The sequence below is a fragment of the Myxococcus hansupus genome (assembly GCF_000280925.3).
GTDB classification, from domain to species: Bacteria; Myxococcota; Myxococcia; order Myxococcales; family Myxococcaceae; genus Myxococcus; species Myxococcus hansupus.
In genome coordinates, this window is record NZ_CP012109.1 from 1,161,119 (window position 1) to 1,181,906 (window position 20,788).

Annotated in this window: 20 protein-coding genes; 14 read left to right on the forward strand and 6 right to left on the reverse strand. The window is 70.4% G+C overall.

The genetic code is table 11. From position 1 onward, the window contains the following. Positions 1 to 3: 3 nt before the first annotated feature. Entirely contained in the window at positions 4 to 1,659 is a 1,656-nt protein-coding gene (gene pruA / locus A176_RS04890) for an L-glutamate gamma-semialdehyde dehydrogenase (protein WP_002640462.1), read from the reverse strand. A gap of 170 nt (positions 1,660 to 1,829) precedes the next feature. Here pruA and A176_RS04895 point away from each other — a divergent pair, with 170 nt between their 5' ends. From A176_RS04895 to uraH, 5 genes are read left to right on the forward strand one after another with little or no spacing between them, the layout of a single operon-like run. Next, a complete protein-coding gene (locus A176_RS04895) occupies positions 1,830 to 3,275 on the forward strand; it encodes a SidA/IucD/PvdA family monooxygenase (RefSeq protein ID WP_002640464.1) in 1,446 nt (481 codons plus the stop codon). Then, on the forward strand, positions 3,272 to 4,642 hold the full coding sequence (allB, locus tag A176_RS04900; RefSeq protein WP_002640465.1) for an allantoinase AllB: 1,371 nt from the start codon (positions 3,272 to 3,274) through the stop codon (positions 4,640 to 4,642). The genes A176_RS04895 and allB overlap by 4 nt, the downstream gene beginning before the upstream one ends. A 21-nt stretch (positions 4,643 to 4,663) precedes the next feature. Next, the gene (gene alc, locus A176_RS04905; RefSeq protein WP_002640466.1) at positions 4,664 to 5,686 is read left to right on the forward strand and encodes an allantoicase; all 1,023 of its coding nucleotides are present in this window, start codon (positions 4,664 to 4,666) and stop codon (positions 5,684 to 5,686) included. Further along, the gene (gene uraD / locus A176_RS04910) at positions 5,683 to 6,195 is read left to right on the forward strand and encodes a 2-oxo-4-hydroxy-4-carboxy-5-ureidoimidazoline decarboxylase (RefSeq protein WP_002640467.1); all 513 of its coding nucleotides are present in this window, start codon (positions 5,683 to 5,685) and stop codon (positions 6,193 to 6,195) included. The genes alc and uraD overlap by 4 nt, the downstream gene beginning before the upstream one ends. Then, positions 6,192 to 6,536, forward strand: coding sequence for a hydroxyisourate hydrolase (uraH, locus tag A176_RS04915; RefSeq protein ID WP_002640468.1), 345 nt, complete (start codon positions 6,192 to 6,194; stop codon positions 6,534 to 6,536). Before uraD ends, uraH begins: the two co-directional genes overlap by 4 nt. A gap of 5 nt (positions 6,537 to 6,541) precedes the next feature. Here the strand turns inward: uraH and A176_RS04920 are convergent, their stop codons facing one another. The 4 genes from A176_RS04920 to A176_RS04935 all read right to left on the reverse strand — a co-directional run bounded on the left by A176_RS04920 (position 6,542) and on the right by A176_RS04935 (position 8,730). After that, complete coding sequence (locus tag A176_RS04920) at positions 6,542 to 6,949, reverse strand: DUF488 domain-containing protein (RefSeq protein WP_002640469.1); 408 nt, start codon at positions 6,947 to 6,949, stop codon at positions 6,542 to 6,544. Between the two features lie 109 nt (positions 6,950 to 7,058). Next, positions 7,059 to 7,472 carry a response regulator transcription factor gene (locus tag A176_RS04925; RefSeq protein WP_002640470.1) on the reverse strand — a complete coding sequence of 138 codons (414 nt, stop codon included), beginning with the start codon at positions 7,470 to 7,472 and terminating at the stop codon, positions 7,059 to 7,061. A gap of 146 nt (positions 7,473 to 7,618) precedes the next feature. Next, on the reverse strand, positions 7,619 to 7,957 hold the full coding sequence (locus A176_RS04930) for a hypothetical protein (protein WP_002640471.1): 339 nt from the start codon (positions 7,955 to 7,957) through the stop codon (positions 7,619 to 7,621). Positions 7,958 to 8,070: 113 nt separating this feature from the next. Further along, positions 8,071 to 8,730: a S1 family peptidase gene (locus A176_RS04935; protein ID WP_044889683.1), complete on the reverse strand. Its 660-nt coding sequence runs from the start codon at positions 8,728 to 8,730 to the stop codon at positions 8,071 to 8,073. A 378-nt stretch (positions 8,731 to 9,108) separates the two neighbouring features. Here A176_RS04935 and A176_RS04940 point away from each other — a divergent pair, with 378 nt between their 5' ends. The 7 genes from A176_RS04940 to A176_RS04970 all read left to right on the forward strand — a co-directional run bounded on the left by A176_RS04940 (position 9,109) and on the right by A176_RS04970 (position 17,343). After that, positions 9,109 to 12,693, forward strand: coding sequence for a protein kinase domain-containing protein (locus tag A176_RS04940; RefSeq protein WP_044889682.1), 3,585 nt, complete (start codon positions 9,109 to 9,111; stop codon positions 12,691 to 12,693). Between the two features lie 443 nt (positions 12,694 to 13,136). Continuing rightward, positions 13,137 to 13,793 carry a 2-hydroxychromene-2-carboxylate isomerase gene (locus A176_RS04945; RefSeq protein ID WP_002638785.1) on the forward strand — a complete coding sequence of 219 codons (657 nt, stop codon included), beginning with the start codon at positions 13,137 to 13,139 and terminating at the stop codon, positions 13,791 to 13,793. A 144-nt stretch (positions 13,794 to 13,937) separates the two neighbouring features. Then, the gene (locus A176_RS04950; protein ID WP_002638786.1) at positions 13,938 to 14,585 is read left to right on the forward strand and encodes a hypothetical protein; all 648 of its coding nucleotides are present in this window, start codon (positions 13,938 to 13,940) and stop codon (positions 14,583 to 14,585) included. 76 nt (positions 14,586 to 14,661) lie between these two features. After that, positions 14,662 to 15,858: an acetyl-CoA C-acetyltransferase gene (locus A176_RS04955; RefSeq protein ID WP_002638787.1), complete on the forward strand. Its 1,197-nt coding sequence runs from the start codon at positions 14,662 to 14,664 to the stop codon at positions 15,856 to 15,858. 29 nt (positions 15,859 to 15,887) lie between these two features. Continuing rightward, complete coding sequence (locus A176_RS04960) at positions 15,888 to 16,103, forward strand: hypothetical protein (RefSeq protein WP_002638788.1); 216 nt, start codon at positions 15,888 to 15,890, stop codon at positions 16,101 to 16,103. 161 nt (positions 16,104 to 16,264) lie between these two features. Then, positions 16,265 to 16,462 (forward strand): hypothetical protein, encoded by a 198-nt coding sequence (locus A176_RS04965; RefSeq protein WP_002638789.1) that lies wholly within the window; start codon positions 16,265 to 16,267, stop codon positions 16,460 to 16,462. Between the two features lie 152 nt (positions 16,463 to 16,614). Next, complete coding sequence (locus A176_RS04970; RefSeq protein WP_002638790.1) at positions 16,615 to 17,343, forward strand: DUF1751 domain-containing protein; 729 nt, start codon at positions 16,615 to 16,617, stop codon at positions 17,341 to 17,343. A 15-nt stretch (positions 17,344 to 17,358) separates the two neighbouring features. Here A176_RS04970 and A176_RS04975 read toward each other — a convergent pair whose 3' ends face one another. Beyond that, on the reverse strand, positions 17,359 to 18,996 hold the full coding sequence (locus tag A176_RS04975) for a sigma-54-dependent Fis family transcriptional regulator (protein ID WP_002638791.1): 1,638 nt from the start codon (positions 18,994 to 18,996) through the stop codon (positions 17,359 to 17,361). 142 nt (positions 18,997 to 19,138) lie between these two features. Between A176_RS04975 and A176_RS04980 the strand changes: the two genes are divergently transcribed. After that, positions 19,139 to 20,014, forward strand: coding sequence for a dioxygenase family protein (locus A176_RS04980; RefSeq protein ID WP_021781109.1), 876 nt, complete (start codon positions 19,139 to 19,141; stop codon positions 20,012 to 20,014). Between the two features lie 32 nt (positions 20,015 to 20,046). Continuing rightward, entirely contained in the window at positions 20,047 to 20,667 is a 621-nt protein-coding gene (locus A176_RS04985) for a YceI family protein (RefSeq protein WP_002638793.1), read from the forward strand. The last annotated feature ends 121 nt before the right edge of the window (positions 20,668 to 20,788 follow it).

The window sequence follows — 20,788 nt, forward strand, 5'->3', positions numbered from 1 at the left end:
GCCTCAGCGGGCGCCTTCGTTCGGGTCGTTGTCCATGGAGGGGTAGGGCACCTTCACGGGCGGGACGAAGGTCTCCTTGATGGTGCGGGGGCTGGTCCACCGCACCATGTTGAGGGCCGAGCCCGCCTTGTCGTTGGTGCCAGACGCGCGGCCACCACCGAAGGGCTGCTGGCCCACGACGGCGCCGGTGGGCTTGTCGTTGATGTAGAAGTTGCCCGCCGCGTGGCGCAGCTCGCGCAGCGCCGTGTCGATGGCCTTCCGGTCGCGCGCGAACACCGCGCCCGTGAGGGCGTAGGCGGCCGCTTGGTCGACCTCGCGCAGCGTCTCCTCGAACTTCGCGTCCGGGTAGACATTCAGACCCACGAGCGGCGCGAAAATCTCCTCGCGGAGGATGCGGTGCGTGGGGCTGTCGAGCTGCACCAGCGTGGGCTTCACGAACCAGCCCTGCTTCCGGTCCACGTCGCCACCGGCCACGATGCTGGCGCCGCTGTCGCTCTTGGCCAGGTCGATGTACGAGGAGACCTTCTTGAAGGACTTCTCGTCGATGACGGCGCCCATGAAGTTGCTGAAGTCCGACACGTCGCCCATGCGGACCTCGCTGATGAGCGCCTGGAGGCGGGGCTTGAGCTTGGGCCACAGCGACTCGGGGATGAAGACGCGGCTGGCGGCCGAGCACTTCTGTCCCTGGTACTCGAAGCCGCCGCGGACGATGGCCACCGCGAGCGCCTCCAGGTCATCCGCCGCGGACGGGTGGGCGACGATGAAGTCCTTGCCGCCCGTCTCTCCGACGATGCGCGGGTACTGCTTGTAGCGGGAGATGTTCTCGCCCACCGTGCGCCACATCGTGTTGAACGTCGGCGTGGAGCCGGTGAAGTGGATGCCGCCCAGGTGCGGGCTGGCCAGCACCGGGTTGCCCACCGTCGGGCCGTCGCCCGGCAGCATGTTGATGACGCCGTCGGGCAGGCCGGCCTCGCGCAGCAGCTCCATGATGTACCAGGCACTCAGGGCCGACGTGGACGACGGCTTGAAGAGCACCACGTTGCCCATGATGGCCGGCGCGGTGGCCAGGTTGAGGGCAATGGCCGTGAAGTTGAACGGCGCCACCGCGAAGACGAAGCCGTCCAGCGGACGGTAGTCCGTCATGTTCCACGTCTGGTGCGCGGCCTCGGGCTGCCAGCCCAGAATCTGCTCGGCGAAATGGACGTTGTAGCGGAGGAAGTCCACCGCCTCGCACGTCGCGTCGATCTCCGCCTGATGGGCCGTCTTGGACTGCCCCAGCATGGTGGCGGCGTTCATGATGGGCCGGTAGCGCGAGGCCAGCAGCTCCGCGGCGCGCAGGAAGATGGCCGCGCGCGACTGGAACGGCATGCGCGCCCACTCCTCCTTGACGGAGAGGGCGGACTGGATGGCCTGCTCCACGTGGCTGGCGTCCGCCTCGTGCAGCGTCGCCAGCACGTGCTGGTGGTTGTGCGGCATGCGCACCGTGTCCGTCTTGCCGGTGCGGATGTGCTTGCCGCCGATGATGACGGGGATGTCGACCTGCTCGCCGGACATGCGCTTCAGCGCGGCCTGCAGCTCACGGCGCTCGGACGTGCCGGGCGCGTAGGAGAGGACAGGCTCGTTCTTCGGCGGCGGGACGCGGGTATGGGCGTTGATCACGCGGATTCACCTTGGGCGGAAACGAAGGGCGCGCAGCATAGCCAAGCGGCCCTGCAGGGGAACGTGGAAGGTGACGTAACCTCCAGTGAACCCTTGGGGTTTTTGTCAATTCCCCGAAGTTCCGGGGGCCGGTTGGCCCGGTGACGCGGTGCGCGGGTACGATGTGAACCATGCGCGTTCCTTCGAGCTCCGATGAGTCGCCCTCCGTCCCCGCACTCACCGCGCTGGAAGCTCGAATTCGCAAAGACCTGGAGCAGCTCGAATACCCCCGCCGTCCGTGGGTGCTGCCGCGCCGCACGCGCGACGGACAGTCCGTGCTCGACGTGCTCGTCATCGGCGGAGGACAGAGCGGGCTCACCGCCGCCTTCGGGTTGATGCGGGAGCGCGTCACGAACCTGCTCGTGGTGGATGACTGCGAGCAGGACCTCGCCGGGCCGTGGAAGACCTTCGCCCGCATGCACACGCTGCGGACGCCCAAGCACCTGACCGGCCCCGACCACAACCTGCCGAACCTCTGCTTCCAAGCCTGGTACGAGGCACACCACGGCGAAGGCTCCTGGGAGGCCGTGGTCCGCATCCCCAAGGAGTTGTGGGCGGACTACCTCAACTGGTACCGCCGCACGCTCGCCATCCCCTACCGCTGCGGGACGCGCGCGGGCGCCATCGCATGGAGCGCGGAGGACGACTGCTTCACGGTGCCGCTCACGGACACGCGGCAGGGCACCACGGACCTCGTGCATGCGCGCAAGGTGGTCCTCGCCACCGGCATCGACGGTTCAGGCCGCTGGGAGGTGCCGTCCGTCGTGGCCGGCTTGCGGCGCGAGCTGTACGCACACACGCGCGACGCCATCGACTTCGAGGCGCTGCGCGGCAAGCGCGTGGGTGTGCTCGGCGCGGGGGCTTCCGCGTTCGACAATGCCTCGGTGGCGCTGGAGCAGGGCGCGGGCGAGGTCCACCTCTTCTACCGCCGCAAGTCGCTGCCCAACGTGAATCCATACCGCTGGGCCGAGTTCGTGGGCTTCCTCAAGCACCACGCGGACCTGCCAGACGCGGACCGCTGGCGCTTCATCCACCGCATCATCGAGATGGGGCAGCTTCCGCCCTCGGATACGTTCAGCCGCGCGCGGGCCTTCCCCCAGTTCCACCTGCATGGCGGAAGCCCCTGGCTCTCGGCGGAGGAGGTGGACGGCCAGGCGCGCATCTCCACGCCTCACGGACAGTTCACCTTCGACAAGCTCATCATCGGCAGCGGCACGGTGACGGACCTGTCGCTGCGCCCGGAGCTGGCGGGGCTGCATGGTGACATCGCGTTGTGGAAGGACCGCTACATGCCGCCCGAGGGCCAGGCGAACGCGGACCTGCTGCGCCACCCGTACCTGGGCGCGCACTTCGAGCTTCAGGAGAAGCACCCGGGGCAGGCGCCGTGGCTCCAGGGCATCTTCAACTTCACCTTCGGCTGCCTGCTGTCGCTGGGGTTTGGCGGGGCGAGCATCTCCGGCATGAAGTACGGCCTGCCTCGGCTCGTGTCCGGGGTGACGCGGCAGCTCTATCTTGACGACAGGGAAGCGTTCTTCGCGTCCCTGGCGGGTTACGACGAGAAGGAATTCGAGCCATGAGTGGAGAGCAGTTCGTGGTGCGCGGCCGTCGCGTGGTCACGGGCGAAGGCGTGCGCGAGGCAGCCGTCGTGGTGCGCGATGGCAAAATCGCCGCGGTGGTGTCTCACGCGGAAATCCCAGCGGGGTTGCCCGTGCTGGACGTGGGCGACAAGGTGGTGATGCCGGGCGTGGTGGACAGCCATGCCCACATCAACGAGCCCGGCCGCACGGAGTGGGAGGGCTTCGAGACGGCCACGCGCGCGGCGGCCGCGGGCGGCATCACCACGGTGGTGGACATGCCGCTCAACTCACTGCCGCCCACCACCACGCTGGAGGCGCTCCAGCTCAAGGCGGAGGCGGCGCGTCCCCGCTGTCACGTGGACCACGCGTTCTGGGGCGGCGTCATCCCCGGCAACGCGCACGAACTGGAGGCGCTCATCGACGCGGGCATCGCGGGCTTCAAGTGCTTCCTGTGCCCGTCCGGCGTGGACGAGTTCCCGCACGCGACGCGCGAGGTGCTCGATGTGGCGATGCCCATCCTCGCGCGGCGGGGCATTCCGCTCATCGTCCACGCGGAGCTGGAGTCGCCGGTGGAGGGGCTCACGCCCGGAGGCGACGCGCGCACGTACCGGGGCTACCTGGAGTCGCGGCCGAAGCGCTGGGAGAACGACGCCATCCGGATGATGGTGGAGCTGGCGCGCGTGCATCGTTGCCGCGTGCACATCGTCCACCTGTCCTCGGCGGAGGCCCTGCCCGTGCTGCGCGACGCCCGGCGCGAGGGGCTCGACGTGTCGGTGGAGACGTGTCCGCACTACCTCAGCTTCACGGCGGAGGAGATTGAGGACGGCGCCACCCACTTCAAGTGCGCGCCGCCCATCCGCGAGGCGGAGAACCGCGAGCGGCTGTGGACGGGGCTGGCGCAGGGGGACATCGAGCTGGTGGTGTCGGACCACTCGCCGTGCACGCCCGCGTTGAAGCACCTGGAGCGCGGAGATTTCGGCGCGGCCTGGGGTGGCATCGCGTCGTTGCAGCTCAGCCTCCCCGCGGTCTGGACAGAGGCGAAGCGGCGCGGCCTGGGGCTGGAATCCCTGGTGCGCTGGATGTGCGAGGCTCCCGCGCGGCTGGTGGGGCTCGCGGGCGTGAAGGGGACATTGGCGCCGGGCGCGGACGCGGACCTCGTGGTGTTCGACCCGGACGCTTCATTCACCGTGGAGCCCCAGCGCCTGTTACATCGTCATCCGATAACACCCTACGCGGGTCGCACGTTGACGGGCGTGGTGGAGATGACGTTCCTGCGAGGGACGAGGATTTTCGAGCGCGGCCAGCCGTTGCCGCGTCCGGTGGGTCACTGGGTGCGCCGCCCCGTGGGTTCGCGCGCCGCTGCTTGAAGCACTTGGGAGAAACACACCATGCATGCACCCGAAGAGGGAAAGCTGCGCGTCGCCTTCACCGAGCTCATCGACCTGGCCGCGGAGAACGTGGGCGGCCAGGCGTTGCTCGCCAGTGATGAGTTCTTCGCGGGCAAGGAAAACCTGTTGAAGCCGGGACGAGGCATCTTCATCCCCGGCAAGTTCACGGAGAATGGCAAGTGGATGGACGGCTGGGAGTCGCGCCGCAAGCGCGTGCCCGGCCACGACTGGTGCATCCTCAAGCTGGGCATGCCCGGCGTCATTCGCGGCGTGGACATCGACACCAACCACTTCCTCGGCAACTTCCCCGAGTACGCCTCGGTGGACGCGCTGGCGGTGGAAGGCGAGCCCACGCCGGAGGCGCTCGCCGCGGCCACCTGGACGCCCATCCTCCCGCAGCTCAAGCTCCAGGGCGGCACGCGCAACCTGTTCCCCATCGCCAGCGACCAGCGCTGGACGCACCTGCGCCTCAACATCTTCCCGGACGGCGGTGTGGCTCGCTTCCGCGTGCACGGCGAGGTGCGGCCGGACTTCGAGCGCCTGTCGCGCGCGGACGGCACGGTGGACCTCGCGGCGGCGGAGAACGGCGGCACGGTGATGGCGTGCAACGACGCCTTCTTCGGTCCCAAGGACAACCTCATCCTCCCGGGCCGCGCGGCCAACATGGGCGAGGGCTGGGAGACACGGCGCAAGCGCGTGCTACCGGGCTTCGACTGGATCGTGGTGAAGCTGGCCGTCCCTGGCACCGTGCAGCGCGTGGAGGTGGACACCGCGTACTTCAAGGGCAACTTCCCGGACACGTGCTCCATCGAGGGCTGCTCCCTGCGCGAGCCGGTGGTGGACTTCGCCAACGCGCATGACATCGCGTGGACGGAGCTGCTGCCGCGCACGAAGCTTCAGGCGGACCACCGCCACTACTTCGAATCCGAGCTGGCGGCGAAGGGGCCCTTCACCCACGTGCGCCTGAAAATCTACCCCGACGGCGGCGTCAGCCGGCTGCGGGTCCACGGGCGGCCGGCATGAGCGGCGGACTGACACGACTCAACTCGCAGTTGCCGTCGGAGGCTCGCGCGGAGCTGCTGCGTTGCTGCGGCTCGTCGCGCTGGGTGGACGGCATGGTGCGCTCGCGGCCCTTCCGTGACGAGGAGCATCTGTTCTCGGAGTCCGCGTGGCTCTGGAAGCAGACGGGGCCGGACGACTGGCGCGAGGCGATGACGCACCATCCGCGCATTGGCGACGTGTCCCAGCTTCGCGCGAAGTTCGCGTCCACCGCGTCGTGGTCCTCGCAGGAGCAGGGCGGGGTGCAAGGCGCGGACGAGGCGGTGCTCCAGGGACTGGCGGACGGCAACGCCGAGTACGAGCGCCGCTTCGGCTTCATCTTCCTGGTGTGCGCCACGGGCAAGAGCGCGGCGGAGATGCTGGAGCTTTTGCGCGAGCGGATGGACAACGCGCCGGACGAGGAGCTGCGCATCGCGGCCGGTGAGCAGGCGAAAATCACCCGCATCCGACTGGAGAAGCTGCTGGCGCCATGAGCACCCTGTCCACCCATGTCCTCGACACGAACCGGGGCCGTCCGGCGTCCGGTGTTCCCATCACCCTGGAGCTGCAAGGGGGCGCGGGGGAATGGAAGGAGCTGGCACGCGGCGTCACCAACGACGACGGCCGCGTGCGCGACTTCCTGCCCCAGGGCTCGCGCGTGGAGACTGGCGTCTACCGGATGACCTTCGACACCGGGGCGTACTTCCGGGCGCTCGGCGTGCGCGGCTTCTATCCGTCGGTCACGGTGCTCTTCGAACTCACCGCGCCGGACGAGCACTACCACGTCCCGCTGCTGCTGAGCCCGTTCGGCTATTCCACGTACCGCGGAAGCTGAGGCACTCAGGCGTGGTGACGCGGCTTGGGCCGCCGTGAGGTTCGCGGCGGCTTCTCGGGCGCGGCATCCCGCGCGTCTTCGAGGAACTGCTGCAAGGCGGCCGCGTTGTTGTGCTCGGTGTCGTGGGCGCTGTAGACGAGCGTCACCGTGCCGTGCCGGGCGGCCTCGAGGATGGGTTGCCACACCGAGGGATGGGCCGCGAGCTCGGCCGCGTATCGGCGGCGGAACTCGGGCCACCGCGCCGGGTCGTGGCCAAACCACTTCCGCAGCGCCGTGCTGGGCGCTGCGTCCTTCATCCAGGCATCCAGGGGAAGCGCCGTCTTGCGGACGCCCCGCGGCCACAGCCGCTCCACCAGGAAGCGCCGTCCGTCCGTGCGGCTCGCTGCTTCGTAGGCCCGCTTGAGTTGAATCATCGCCGCTCCGTTCCTCGTGCCGCCCGCGCGTGGCGGCATCATTCAGAGGAACAACGGCTGTCGTCCGCGAGTGCTTTCCGCGACCCGGTCATCCGCTGACGGGCTCGACTCAGGTCTTCCACACGGACTGCGGCGTGGCGACGGTGGGCGCGGCGGCGTTCTCGCGGCGCAGCAGCGCGTGAATCTGGGCGATGAGCACGGGCGGCTTCACCGGCTTGACGAGGTATGCATCCGGCACGGGCTGGTCCGGCGGCCCGTCCGTGCGCGGCGCGTAGCCGCTGACGAAGATGACGGGGATGTGCTTGAGCGTGGGCTCGGCGCGGAACCGGCCGCACAGCGCGTAGCCGTCCATGCCGTCCATGTTCACGTCGGAGAGGAGCACGTCCGGGCGGTGGGCCAGGGCCTGCGCGAGCCCGGACTCGCCGTCCGCCGCCGTGGTGCAATCGAACTCACCGGAGAGCAGGAGACGGAGCGTCTCCCGCATCGTCCATGAGTTCTCGACGATGAGGACCTTCGGCTTCACGAGACCCCGACTCTCAGGGAGGCAGCCGCCCGGCGGTGCCCGGTGCACCTTCTCTCCCCCGAAAGACCCCAGCATCACCTCTCGTGCCAACTCGGAGCAAGAGGGGGCGGCCCTCACCCACGGTTTGGGGTGGGCGCCGTGCGTCGCTACTCCTCGGGCGGTGGGCTGACGAGGCCCTGACGCGAGACGGCGGAGTCGGGCTCTTCGTCGCCTCGCGCTTCCCGGTCGGGGACCTCCTGGGCCGTCCATTCCTCGCCGCGCTCCACGCGCGCTTCCCACGGCGTGTCGGCGTTGGGCATCGCGTCAGCCTCGCGCGTCAGGCGCCGCGAGACGTCCGCCGCGCCGCGATCCAACGCGTCCTCCACCTGCCCCCGGTTGCGCGGTTGGAAGCTCTCCCCCGCGTGGAAGCCCGCCTGCTGGTCATCGCCGATGTCCCGGGGCCGCTCGTCCCCGGAGCCCGTGTCCTTCTTGCCCTTGCCGGCCATGGTGCCGTCTCCGTGCGTCGTAGGGCGGGCGTCCACCGCGCCCTGTCCGCCACAAGTTCGGAGCCCCTCGGGCCCGGGGCAAGCGGCGTGGGCTCCGCCGAGGGGAGAGGCGGCTAGCGGGGCGGGGGCGGGGCCTTTCTCGCCAAGGCGGGGCGTTTGTGGGCGAGCCGCGCCACCACCTCGGCCATTCCCGACGTGGGCGCGGCGATGCGGCACGCCGCGCCGCCATGCACCAGTCCCACCACCTGCAGTTGGGCGTCCACCAACGGCGCCCCGGAGTCACCCGGCCGGCCCCGGACGGTGGTGAAGAGCGCCGCGGGCACATCCGGCAGCGAAGGGCAGGGGGCCAGCCGCTCCAGCAGGGCGTCTTGCGGCGGGCCCGGGCGGTCGTTGCGGCCCACGAAGACCAGCGGCGCGCCCGGCGTGGGCATGGCCGCGGCGACCTCGAGCGGACGCACCGGCGCGCGGGTGTCCAAGCGGATGATGGCCATGTCCCGGCCCCGGTCGACGTGGACGTAGCCGCCTTCGAGCTGGCTCCCATCGAGGAGCGACAGCGTCACGCGGCGGTCCTGCGGCTGGACGCAGTGCGCGGCCGTCAGCACATGGCGTCCGTCCTCCACCACCACGCCAGCGCAGTGGCCCGGCTCCAGCGTCACCGTGGCCGCGGCGACGTCCTCCAGGGCCAGGCGTGTCTCATCCGAGGTCTGACAGGCCGACAGCACCGCCGCGCCCACGCCGACCACCCACCACCGCCTCCCGCCCCCGTGTTTCATCCATCACCCTCGCGGCCCCGTCCTGGTGGCCGTCCTGCGAGGGAGGATGTGCACCCACGCGTGGGCACGGGCGGGGCCGGGCCGCCGGGCAGTCGTCCAGCCGGGGCATCCGCTGTCCGGTGCTTGCCGTTGGGGCGCCTGGGTGCGGTGCTTCACTCAACGCCCGTCTGGCACCGATGATGTGTGCCTGTCGCAAGGAAACGTGATATCCCATTAACTTCTGCATTTCGTTGACCCCGCCGGTTCCCCTTCGTGAGCGACGAGGAGAAGACAGCAGTCCTGGACGAGCGCAGCCGTCCTCCAAGTTCGTGGGGGGACCGCATTCGCACGCCCATCACCCTGCCGGGTGCGCGCGCTGGAGAGCGCCGCTCGCTGGCCATGGGCATGGTGGTGACGGGGCGCTACCGGGTGGAAGGGCTGCTGGGCGAGGGCGGCATGGGCCGCATCTGGCTGGCGTCGGACCTGCATGAGCACCGCCGGGTGGCGCTCAAGGAGATGCAGGTCCCCGCGGGCCTGACGGCCGGCAAGACGGAGGAGCTGGTGCTGATGTTCCGGCACGAGTTCTTCGCGATGAAGAAGCTCCAGCACCCCGGCACGCTCAAGGTCTTCGACTGGGGCATGACGGAGGCCGGCAACCGCTTCATCACCATGGAGGTGGTGGACGGGCAGGACTTGAGCTCGCTGGGGCGCGAGTCGCCGCTGGACACGGCCACGCTGTACCGCGTGCTCATCCAGATGTCGCAGGTCCTGGCCTTCCTGCACTCGCGGCTGTACGTGCACTGCGACATCAAGGCCAGCAACGTCCGCATCACCCGCTCCGGCGCGGTGAAGCTGATGGACTTCGGGGTGATGCACCAGTTGGGCACGCCCAGTCCGGGCAAGCTCAAGGGCACGCTGGAGTACCTGGCGCCGGAGTGGCAGCGGGGCGCGAGCATCGACGGGCGCGCGGACCTCTACTCGCTGGGCGTCATGGCCTATTACCTGGCCACGCGGCGGCTGCCCTTCAAGCGCAACACCCCGGCGGCGCTGCTGGCGGACCACCTGACGCGTCCGCCGCCGAAGCCGTCCACCATTTGCCCGGTGGACCCGCAGTTGGAGGAAATCATCCTGCTGCTGCTGGCGAAGGATCCACGCGAGCGCTTCCAGGACGCCAGCGAGCTGATGGAGGCGCTCTGCCACGCCAGCGGCGAGCCCATGCCGGAGGAGCCGCTGTCCGCGCGCGCCAGCTACCTGCACGTGCCGGAGGTGGTGGGCCGCGCCGCGGAGCTGGAAGCGTTGATGAACGGCCTGGCCGAGGCGGACTGGGGCCAGTCCCGCGCGGTGCTGCTGGGCGCTCCGGCGGGCGTGGGCAAGACGCGGCTGCTCCAGGAGTTCGAGCTGCAGGCCAAGCTGGCGGAGCTGCCCTTTGGCCGCGGTCAGTGCCGCGCGGAGGGGCAGGCGCCGCTGACGCCCATCGTCCAGGCGGTGCGCTGCCTGGTGCCGCTCACGCCGGCGGAGATGATGGACCGCCTGGCGCCGAAGCTGCGGCAGTTGCTGCCGGGGCTGACGCCGGACGCGCCGGAGTCCCACCCCGTGGCGGGCGAGGAGAAGCTGGCTTTCTTCGGCGCGCTGGCCGAGTGGGTGCAGGCCCTGGGTCGGCGGATGACGCTGGTGCTGTGCTTCGAGGACCTCCAGTGGGCGGACAGCGCCACGCTGGAGGTGCTCAACGTCCTCATCCGCGCGCTGTACGGCACGCGCGGCATGGTGGTGGGCACGTTCCGCTCCGGAGAGCTCAGCCGGCTGAGTCTGGCCTTCCAGACGGTGGACGAGAAGATCACCACCCGCATGGACCTGGAGCCGCTGGCCGTCGAGCACGTGCGCACGCTGGTGGAGCTGGCGCTGCCGGGCTTGAGCGTGCCGGAGGCCTTCGTCACGCGGCTGCACGACACCACGGGTGGCAACGCCTTCTTCGCCACCGAGTGCCTGCGTGCGCTGGTGGAGGAGGGCGCGCTCACGCGCGTGGGCGGCCGGTGGAGCGCGGTGGAGGGGCTGGACACGCGGCCCATGCCGGCCAGCATCCACGACGCGGTGATCGCGCGCCTGGGCAGCGCTCCGGCGGAGCAGGTGTCGCTGCTGCGGCGTCTGGCGCCCGCGGGCCGCAGCCTGGAGCTGCCCATGCTCCGCGCGCTGGCGGAGCTGCCCGAGGCCGAGCTGTTCGCGGTGCTGGATGGCATCGTGGAGCGGCAGTTCCTCCAGGAGGTGGAGGGCCGCTACGTCTTCACGCACGACACCGTGCACCAGGCCATCTACGACAGCACGCCGGAGGACGACCGGCGGATGGCGCACGGCCGCGTGGCGCTGGCGCTGCAGACGCTGCACTCGTCGCGGCCGGAGCTGTCGCGCACGGTGGGGTGGCACTACCTGCGCTCGTCGGAGCCGGAGCTGGCCATTGGCCCGCTGCTGGACGCGGGCCGGGCCGCCATCGAGGCGCAGGCGTTGCTGGAGGCGACGCTGCTGCTGAAGGAAGCGGCGATGTTGCTGGAGGCGGCGCCGGACTTCCCAGGACGCGACAGGCTGCTGCTGCGCATCTGGGTGACGATGGTGGAGGTGGGCTATTCGAGTGACCCGCCCATCTCGCTCACCTTCGCGCGCAAGCTGAGCGAGCATTGGGCCTCCACGGTGGACCTGGTGGAAGGCCGCGCGCAGGCGGTGGCCGCGCTGGAGGCCGCGTGCTCGGCGCCGGAGTCGGAGCGCCCCGCGCGCTTGAAGGAGCTCTTCCGCGAGCGTGAGGCGGATTCGTTCTCGTCGCCCGCGGACGTGTTCTGGAAGCAGGCAGAGCTGCGCATCCTCCAGGCCATGGCGCTGGCGAGCGTCGGACGCACGGACGCCCTCTCGGACCTGCTGGCGCGCGTGCGGGCCGAGCAGCCCGAGGTGTCGCCGTACCGCGCCGCGACGCTACTGGCGCCCGCGCAGTTGTGCGCCTACACGGGCCGCTTCGCGGGCGTGCTGGAGACGCAGTACGAGCAGTTGGAGCGGCTGCGCGGGCTGCGTGAAGTGACGGGCCGGCTGCCCCGGCGTCTGGCGTGGGCGCTGGGCATGGGCGGCTACATGATGAACCTGAACCTGGCGCTGCGCGGCGAGCCGCTGGACGCGCAGGCGCTTCGCGACGGGTACGCCGTGGCGGAGTCCCACGGGTTCACGGACGTGCGCGGCTTCCACCTGTTCTCGGTGGTGACGCGCGCCGCCTTCACGGGGGACGGCGCGGCCTTCGTCCCGGCCTTCACGGAGAAGACGGAGCTGGTGCGGCGGCTGGGCAACCCCCGGCTGATGGAGCGCAACCTGGCCCTCTTCACGCCGCCGTACTACCTGGAGCGCGGCGAGCACGAGCACGTGGCCGCGGTGGTGGCCCGCGCCGAGGCGCTGTCGCGCGTGCTGCCCGAGGACCGCTGGCTCCAGTGTCACCTGCGCGTGTACCAGGCCTGCCGCGACGTGCTGTTCGAGGACGCTGGTGCGGCGCGCCAGTCGCTGCCCGCGGCCCTGGCGGCGGCGCGCGAGGGGGGCATCCGCATGGAGACGCTGCTGCGCGTCTACCAGTCCCGCTTCGAGCGGGAGCAGGGCAACCTCGTGGCGGCCCAGGATGCCGCGGAGGCGGCGCTGGTGCGGGCCACCGACCCGGTGCTCGCGAACCCGTGGGATGAAATCCTCTCCCGCCGGGCGCTGGCGGCGCTGATGCCCGGCGAGGAGGGGCTGATGCACCTGCGCCGCGCGCTCGCGCTCGCGGAGCTGACGGGCAACGTGCTCCAGGTCGGGCTGGTGCGCCTGTCGCTCGCGGAGCGCGCGCGGGACTCGGACGCCGCGGTGGTGGCGCTCGAGGCGGCGGAGGCGGCCTTCACCGACGCGCGCGCCTCCAGCCTGCTCGCGCTGGCCAGCTCGCTGCGCGGCGCGCTCCAGCGCCGAGCCGAGGAGCTTCGTCAAATCGCCTGAGGCGTACCGTCGGCGGGAGGCGCCCGAGCGTCACGGCGCATCCCCGTTCCGGGCCCAGCGGGATGTCCCGCGCACTCGCGGTTCGCTTGCCACCTCCAGCTTGTGCAGGGAGCTTGCGCGCGCGGACCGTGGCGCCTCCGGCATGTGCAGGGAGCTGGCGCGGACCGTGGCGTCTCCGACATGTGCAGGGAGCTGGCGCTCGAACCATGGCGTCTCCGGCATGTACAGGGAGCCGGCGCGCGAACCATGGCGTCTCCGGCATGTGCAGGGAGCTGGCGCGCGAACCATGGCGTCTCCGGCATAGGGTTGTCGCTGGCGCGGGGGAGCGCCGCCCTCGACTCGCTGGCGTCCTGGACGCGGAGCCGTTCAGAAGCCACTGTGCTCCCTCCGGCGTGTGCGTCCTGTGACGGTGCGGCCCCGGGGTCGGCGTTAGACTCAGGGCCATGCCCCACACCCCCATCCGCTTCCTCCTCGACTACATCTCGCCGTACGCCTACCTGGCCTGGACGCGCCTGCCGGCCCTCGCCGCGCGCCATGGCCGCACCGTGGAGCCCGTCCCCGTGCTGCTGGCGGGCCTGCTCAACGCGACGGGCAACATCGGCCCCGCCGAGGTGGCGCCCAAGCGCGTCTACATCTTCAAGCAGACGCTGCGCATCGCCCACGCGTTCAACGTGCCCTTCGCGCCGCCGCCCGCGCACCCGTTCAACCCGCTGCTCGCGCTGCGGGTGACGGCCGCCGTGGAAGACCTGGGGGCGCGCAGCCGGCTGGTGAGCGCCCTGTACGCCTCCGCGTGGGGCGGCGGCCCCGGGCTGGAGACGCCCGAGACGGTGGGCGCCGCGATTCAGGCCGCGGGCCTGGACGCTCCGGCGCTGCTCGCCGCCGCGCAGACCCAGGCCGTGAAGGACCGGGTCCGGAGCAACACCGAGGCGGCGCTGGCCGCCGGGGCCTTCGGGGTGCCCACCTACCTGGCGGACGACGAGCTGTTCTTTGGCGTCGACTCGCTGGAGCACCTGGAGCAGTTCCTGCGGGGCGAGGACCCGCTCACCCCGGACGCGCTCGAGCGCTGGCGCACCCTGCCGGCCAGCGCGTCCCGGCGCTAGCGCGCGGAAGCCAGCGCACGCCGGCACCGCTTTCCGCTAGGGTCCCGGGGCCATGGTCTCCGGTCGGCCCGCCTTGTTGACCTCCTCGACGCGGCACCGCGCGCACGTCGCGCGGGTATCCCCGTGCCTGGAGGCCCCTCCCGAATGAACATCCTCGTCGAGTTGGGCATCGCCGTCGCCGGCCTGGTGCTGGCGTGCGTGCTGCTGTCCATGAACCTCTGGCGCAGCATCCTCTTCCTCGCCCCGTCCAGCGTCCGCGTGGAGCCCGAAGCCCCCGCCGACCAGATGGACCTGCCGCTGACGCTGTCGGGCCGCGCCAACCAGCTCCAGGCGCTGGGCTTCGTGCCGCTGGGCAGCCACGAGGAGAAGCCGCGCCTCCAGCGCGCCACGCGCTCCTACGACTGGGCGCACCCCGGTGAGCGCGTCTTCGCCACGCTCTACGCGGGGCAGGGGGGCGTCCCCCGGTTGTACCTCCTCACCCCCCTGGCGTCCGGCGGCTTCGTCATCACCGCCGACTACCGGCGCCCCGCGTTGGACGTGCCCGGCGTCTACCTGACGGGTTCACTGGAGGACGCTCCGCCCGACCGCCTGCTGCGCGCCCATCTGCGCCGGCTGGAGGGCCTGGAGCCCGCCGGCGACTTCACCTGGGAAGGCCGGGTGGCGGCCGGGCGTTCCTGGTACCAAGGGCTTGGCCGCAAGGAAATCCGCAAACAGAACCTTCAAGGTTTGTTGTGGACCGTCATCGCGCTTGCCATCGTCGCCAGCGCTTTTTTAGGGCGGCGCGGGCCCTGAGGGCCGCCGTCCCACACGTCACGACGTCACGGCGCGCGTGCACCGCGCGCCCCTTGAGAGTAGGTAGACGACCACCATGAAGAGCGTGTCCAAGAACGAGGAAATCTACTTCCTGTCCGGTAAGCGCACCCCGTTTGGTACCTACGGGGGCAGCCTGAAGGACCTCAGCGCCACCGACCTCGCGGTGGAGTCCGCGAAGGCGGCCCTGGCCCAGGCGAAGGTGTCTCCGGAGGACGTGCAGCACGTCGTCTACGGCAACGTGGTGCAGACCAGCGCCGACGCCATCTACCTGCCGCGCCACGTGGGCCTGCGCACCGGCGTTCCCGTCCCCGTTCCCGCGCTGGGCGTCAACCGGCTGTGCGGCTCCGGCTTCCAGGCCTTCGTCACCGCCGCGGAGATGATGCTCACCGAGCAGGCCTCCGTCGTGCTGGCCGGTGGCACCGAGTCCATGAGCCAGGCCCCCCACGTCATCCGCGGCGCCCGCTGGGGCCTGCCGCTGGGCAAGGGCGGCCTGGAGGACATGCTCTGGACGGCCCTCACCGACAGCTACACCGGTCAGCCCATGGCGATGACGGCCGAGCAGCTCGCGGTGGACTACGCCCTGACGCAGGAGCAGGTGGACGAGTACGCCGTCCTCACGCAGAAGCGCTTCGCCGCCGCGCAGGAGGCGGGCCGCTTCCAGGACGAAATCGCCCCCGTCACGCTGAAGACGAAGAAGGGTGAGACGGTGGTGTCTCGCGACGAGCACGGCCGCCCGGAGACGACGGTGGAGGGCCTGCGCAAGCTGCCCAAGGTCTTCAAGAAGGACGGCGTGGTGCACGCGGGCGCCGCCAGCGGCATCTGCGACGGCGCGGGTTCCATGGTGATGGCCACCGGCAGCTACGTGAAGCAGCACGGCCTGCAGCCCATTGCGCGGCTCGTCAACTGGGGCATCTCCGGGTGCGACCCCAAGGTCATGGGCATTGGCCCCGCGCCGGCCATCCGGAACCTCCTGGCGCGCGCGGAGTGTCAGCTTTCGGACATTGACCTCTTCGAGGTCAACGAGGCCTTCGCGCCGCAGTTCCTGGCGGTGGAGAAGGAGCTGGGCCTGCCGCGTGAGCGGACCAACGTGAATGGCGGCGCCATCGCCGTGGGCCACCCGCTGGGCGCCTCGGGCGCGCGCATCACCACCACCCTGGTGTACGAGCTGAAGCGCCGCGGCGCCCGCTATGGTATCGGGTCCGCCTGCATCGGTGGCGGCCAGGGCATCGCGGTGCTCGTCGAGGCGCTCTGATGGCACACGACTTCCAACCAGGACGCGAGATGAGCAACGAGGTGGACGCCAAGACGGCGCGTGAGCGGGCCAAGGCCATCGCGGAGCAGCGCCGCGCGGAGCGTCGCAACCGCAAGCGCAAGTGCGTGGTGTGCGGCGTCGAGGAGAGCGACAAGACGCCCCTCACGGCGCACCCCGAAGGCATCGGCCCGGCCTGCAAGGACGAGGTGACGTGCCTGGCGCGCAAGGCCGCTAGCGGCCGGTGAAGTCCTAGGGCTCCGGCCTCGCCCCCCGCGCGAGGGCCGGGAGCCCACCCCCTGGGTGGGTAATTCGGGACGCGCAAGGGCCGGATTGTCGGCGGCGTTTCTTGATGGCGGAATCGTCTCGGGGTAAACGTCCAGAATCTCTGGTTTGGACGAGGGTCGGAATGGGCGTTATCAGCTTCACGGGCGTCAAGGTGTTCTCCACCACGCTCGCGCGTGACCGCGAGAACATGGGTGAGAACATCACCAAGTGGCTCAAGGAGAACTCCCATGTCGAGGTGGTCGACAGGGTGGTGACGCAGTCCTCCGATAAGGAGTTCCACTGTCTGACCATCACGCTCTTCTACAAAGTGAAGGCCTGAGCGGCCTCGCGGCGTTTGAAGCGACGTAGGTGTTCGAGGGCGCTCTCCCCGGTCTGTCGGGGAGCGGCGCCCTTCGTCGTTTGGGGTTGCGAAGCGAGCGGTGTTCCACCACCTTTGGACGGCTCTGGAGCAACGAGAGGATGGTGTACTGAATGCGACCGATGCGGAGCTTCGGCGGCGGGGGCGGCGGTATGGGGCTGCCCGGCCTGGAGACCATGGCGTCCAAGCTGGCCGTGGCGCTGGTGGCCGGCTCCGTGCTGTTCCACCTGACGAAGGCCCAGTCCGGCAACCTGCTGCTGCTGATCCCCGAACTGGTGGTCCGCGGGCCCTTCCTCTGGCAGCCGCTCACCTACGCCTTCATCGAGACCGCCCCGATTGGCATCATCTTCGGGGCCATCATCACGTGGTCCATCGGCGGCTACCTGGAGTCCCTCTGGGGCGGCAAGCGGCTCCTGATGGTGGCGGTGGGCATCGCGGTGACCGCGGGTGTGCTCACCACGCTGCTGGCCCTGCTCGTGCCCGGCACGACGGTGCAGGCGTACGCCGGCGGCAACGTGATGACGTCGGTGCTGTGGGTGTCCTACGGACTCACCATTGGCCGGGGGCAGGCGAACTTCTGGGGCATTCCGCTCTCGGGCAATGCCCTGGCTGGCATCGGCGCGGGCTTCGTCGTCCTGTCGGCCATCACGTCGGGCTGGCAGACGCAGGTCCCGGACCTGCTGGGCCTGTGCATGGCGTTCGCCTACGTGCGCGGCGCGAACCCGCGCAAGCTGTGGCTGACCCTGCAGCACTGGCGGCTGCAGCGTCAGTTGAAGGGCCGCTCCAAGCACCTGCAGGTGGTGCGGCAGGACCGTCCCGACCGGGACCAGTACCTCAACTGACGCCGGGCGGGCGTCTCAGTGGGCCGCCTCCGGGTGGCCATACTGCTTGAGCTTCCGGTAGAGCGTCGCCACGCCGATGTCGAGCTGCTCGGCGGTGCGCGCGCGGTTGCCGCCGTTCTGGGCCAGCACCGCGAGGATGTAGTGCTTCTCCACGTCCTCCAGCCGCCGTGGGTTGTCCGAGGGCACCAGGCTGGGGGGCGCGGCGCGGACCTCCTCGGGCAGGTCCTCCCGCTCCACGCGCGTGCCCTCGCAAAGGGCGACGGCGCGCTCCACGGCGTTGCCCAGCTCGCGCACGTTGCCGGGCCACGGGTAGCGGAGGAGTTGATCCGCCGCGTCGGGCGACAGGCCTGACACCCGGCGGCCCAGCCGCTCCGCGGCCTCCGCGAGCAGCAGCCGCGCCAGGGGCAGCACGTCGTCACGGCGGTCCCTCAGCGGCGGAATCCTCAGCTCGATGACGCGCAGCCGGTAGTAGAGGTCCTGCCGGAAGCGGCCCAGGCGGACCTCCTCGGCGAGGTCGCGGTTGGTGGCGGCGACGAGCCGCACATCCACCTTGCGGCTGGTGTTCTCGCCCACGCGGCGGACCTCACGCTCCTGGAGCACGCGCAGCAGCTTGGCCTGCATGGAAGGCGGCACCTCGCCCACCTCGTCCAGGAAGAGGGTGCCGCCGTGGGCCGCTTCGAAGAGGCCCGCCCTGTCGCTGGTGGCGCCGGTGAAGGCGCCGCGCACGTGGCCGAAGAGCTCGCTCTCCAGCAGGCTCTCGGTGACGGCGGCGCAGTTGACGGCGACGAAGGCCTTGTGCGCGCGGCCGGACTCGTCGTGGATGAGCCGCGCGATGCGCTCCTTGCCCACGCCGCTCTCGCCGGTGACGAGCACCGTGGAGTCCACCTTCGCGGAGCGCCGCGCCAGGTTGATGACCCGCTGCATCGCCTCCGAGCGCGCCACCATGCCCGCCGGGTCCTCCGTCACGCCCGCGCGCGCCAGGGACTGCCGCTTCGCGCGCAGCTTGCGCTCCGTCTGCCGCAGCGCCTCCGTCACCTGCGCCAGCATGCCTTCCATGCACTGGGTTTCGTAGAAGCGGAGCACCTCGGCGCACTCGGTGCTCCATTCGTCGGCGGGCCGGCCCACGTAGTGGCAGGCCGCGTCGCCCTTGCCCACGCAGCGCAGCTCCGTGCCGTAGATGGGCTTGCCGTTGACGTAGCTCATGTAGCCGGACGCGAAGCCGGTGAGGCTCCAGCACACCGGCTGGTCGGCCTGTCCCAGGTGCAGGAGGTGCTGCTCGGCCTCGTAGGAGTCGCGCCACTGGGCCTCGGCGAAGGGCTCCGGGCCTTCGTCCGCCCGGCGCTCCACCGGCTCCACCCGGACCTGTCCCTGCAGCGTGTGCAGCCGGCCGCCCGCGCGCCGCCACAGCGACTCATCCTTCCAGGGCACCGCGCCCTTCATCGCCTCCGCGGTGCGCCAGCCGTGCGCGTAACCCAGGCGCGTGAAGGTGCCGCGCGCCGCCGTCATCCCCATCAACCCGATGAGCTCCTTGCGCAGCATCCCCAGGGCCACCGGGTCCATCAGCAGCACCCGCTGGCCTCCGAAGTGGATGAGCCCGCCTCCTGGCTCGAAGGTCAGCAGCTCACTCAAGTCCAACTCGAAACGGCCAGCCACGCTGTACGGCTCCTTCCAGAATGAGTTGAGTCTCTATCGTTTTGAGAGCGTCGTTGCACGACTGGATGAGGGTTGGGAGCAAATCCAATAGGTTGGACTTTTGTGTGTCCTGGTCCTGCGGTTGCATTAGAAGGCGCCCGACATGGCGGACGAGCTCGACAGACGCGTGGTTCTTCAAGGCGCGGCGGCGGCCGGGGTGGCGGGCGTTCTGGGCGCGGGTGGCCCGGGAGGCAGCCAAGCGGTGGCGCCGACGGCGTTCATCTCCCATGGCTCGCCCATGGTGGCCTTGGATTCGGATGCGTATCCGCAGGCGCTGCGCCGCTTGGGTGACGCGTCACCGGTGCGCGCGCTGGTGGTGGTGTCCGCCCACTGGGAGACGCCTGGCGAGGTCCGCGTCACCTCGAGCGCCCAGCCGTCCCTCATCCATGACTTCTACGGGTTTCCGGAGGCGCTCTACCGCCTGCGGTATGGCGCGCCCGGTGCGCCGTCGCTGTCCGAGGACGTCGTCTCGCGGTTGAAGGCGGGCGGGCTGCCGGCAGTGGCCGACGCCGAGCGCGGGTGGGACCACGGCGCGTGGGTGCCGCTGCTGCATGCCTTCCCAGAGGCGAAGCTCCCCGTGGTGCAGGTGTCCATGCCGCTGGGGGCGAGCCCCGCGGACGTGGCGCGCATGGGCGAGCTGCTGCGTCCGCTGCGCGCGCAGGGCGTGTTGCTCATGGGCAGCGGTGGCATTGTCCACAACCTGCGCCGCCTGAATTTCCAAGAGAAGGAGGCGTCCGTCGAGCCGTGGGCCGAGGCCTTCGACGCGTGGATTGCCCGCAAGCTGGAGGCGCGTGACTTCACCGGCCTTCAATCATGGCTGGACGCACCAAACGCGCGGCTCGCGCATCCAAGGGCCGAACATTTGATGCCGCTCTATTTCGTCCTCGGAGCTGCCCTCCCCGAGGACCGTCTCACCCCCGTATTCGAGGGCTTCCATCACGGAACCTTGTCCATGCGCAGCTTCGCGCTGCGCGCCTGACTTTCGTTGTCACTCCAAGGAGCACACTCACCATGAAGACGTCCCTGAAGAGCGCCGTTGCCCTGATGTTCGCCCTCCCGTCGATGGCGCTGGCCTCCACCTGGAAGGTGGACGAGTCGCACTCCAACGCGGGCTTTGCCATCCGTCACATGATGGTCTCCAACGTCAACGGCTCCATCAACGTGAAGAGCGGCACGGTGAACCTGGACGACAAGGACATCTCCAAGTCCACCGTCGAGGCCGTGCTGGACGCGTCCTCCATCAACACGGGCAACGCGAAGCGCGACGAGCACCTGAAGGCGCCTGACTTCTTCGACACCGCCAAGTTCCCGGAAATCACCTTCAAGTCCACCAAGGTGCAGAAGGCGGGCGCGGGCAAGCTGAAGGTCTCCGGCGACCTGACCATGCACGGCGTCACCAAGCCCGTCGTCCTGGACGTCACCGGCCCGTCGAAGGAGTCGAAGGACCCCTGGGGCAACACCCGCACGGGCGTGACGGCGACCACCAAGCTGAACCGCAAGGACTTCGGTCTGACCTACAACCAGGCGCTGGAGACGGGCGGCGTGGCGGTGGGTGAGGAAGTCACCGTGAACCTGGACCTGTCCCTGGTGAAGCAGGGCGCCCCGGCCCCGGCCGCGACGGACAAGAAGTAGTCAGCGTTTCTCCGGCACCCGCCGGGCTGAAATGACAGAGGGGCTCCCACGGTGGTGGGGGCCCCTCTTTCATTTGCGGGGCTTGGGGCCCCGCTCACGCTGCCTACTCCGGACGGGGGCT

Coding starts and splice junctions, on each gene's coding strand:
- A176_RS04895 (WP_002640464.1), top strand. CDS start 1,830: ATGCGCGTTCCTTCGAGCTCCGATGAGTCGCCCTCCGTCCCCGCACTC.
- allB (WP_002640465.1), top strand. CDS start 3,272: ATGAGTGGAGAGCAGTTCGTGGTGCGCGGCCGTCGCGTGGTCACGGGC.
- alc (WP_002640466.1), top strand. CDS start 4,664: ATGCATGCACCCGAAGAGGGAAAGCTGCGCGTCGCCTTCACCGAGCTC.
- uraD (WP_002640467.1), top strand. CDS start 5,683: ATGAGCGGCGGACTGACACGACTCAACTCGCAGTTGCCGTCGGAGGCT.
- uraH (WP_002640468.1), top strand. CDS start 6,192: ATGAGCACCCTGTCCACCCATGTCCTCGACACGAACCGGGGCCGTCCG.
- A176_RS04920 (WP_002640469.1), bottom strand. CDS start 6,949: ATGATTCAACTCAAGCGGGCCTACGAAGCAGCGAGCCGCACGGACGGA.
- A176_RS04930 (WP_002640471.1), bottom strand. CDS start 7,957: ATGGCCGGCAAGGGCAAGAAGGACACGGGCTCCGGGGACGAGCGGCCC.
- A176_RS04935 (WP_044889683.1), bottom strand. CDS start 8,730: ATGAAACACGGGGGCGGGAGGCGGTGGTGGGTGGTCGGCGTGGGCGCG.
- A176_RS04940 (WP_044889682.1), top strand. CDS start 9,109: ATGGGCATGGTGGTGACGGGGCGCTACCGGGTGGAAGGGCTGCTGGGC.
- A176_RS04945 (WP_002638785.1), top strand. CDS start 13,137: ATGCCCCACACCCCCATCCGCTTCCTCCTCGACTACATCTCGCCGTAC.
- A176_RS04950 (WP_002638786.1), top strand. CDS start 13,938: ATGAACATCCTCGTCGAGTTGGGCATCGCCGTCGCCGGCCTGGTGCTG.
- A176_RS04955 (WP_002638787.1), top strand. CDS start 14,662: ATGAAGAGCGTGTCCAAGAACGAGGAAATCTACTTCCTGTCCGGTAAG.
- A176_RS04960 (WP_002638788.1), top strand. CDS start 15,888: ATGAGCAACGAGGTGGACGCCAAGACGGCGCGTGAGCGGGCCAAGGCC.
- A176_RS04965 (WP_002638789.1), top strand. CDS start 16,265: ATGGGCGTTATCAGCTTCACGGGCGTCAAGGTGTTCTCCACCACGCTC.
- A176_RS04970 (WP_002638790.1), top strand. CDS start 16,615: ATGCGACCGATGCGGAGCTTCGGCGGCGGGGGCGGCGGTATGGGGCTG.
- A176_RS04980 (WP_021781109.1), top strand. CDS start 19,139: ATGGCGGACGAGCTCGACAGACGCGTGGTTCTTCAAGGCGCGGCGGCG.
- A176_RS04985 (WP_002638793.1), top strand. CDS start 20,047: ATGAAGACGTCCCTGAAGAGCGCCGTTGCCCTGATGTTCGCCCTCCCG.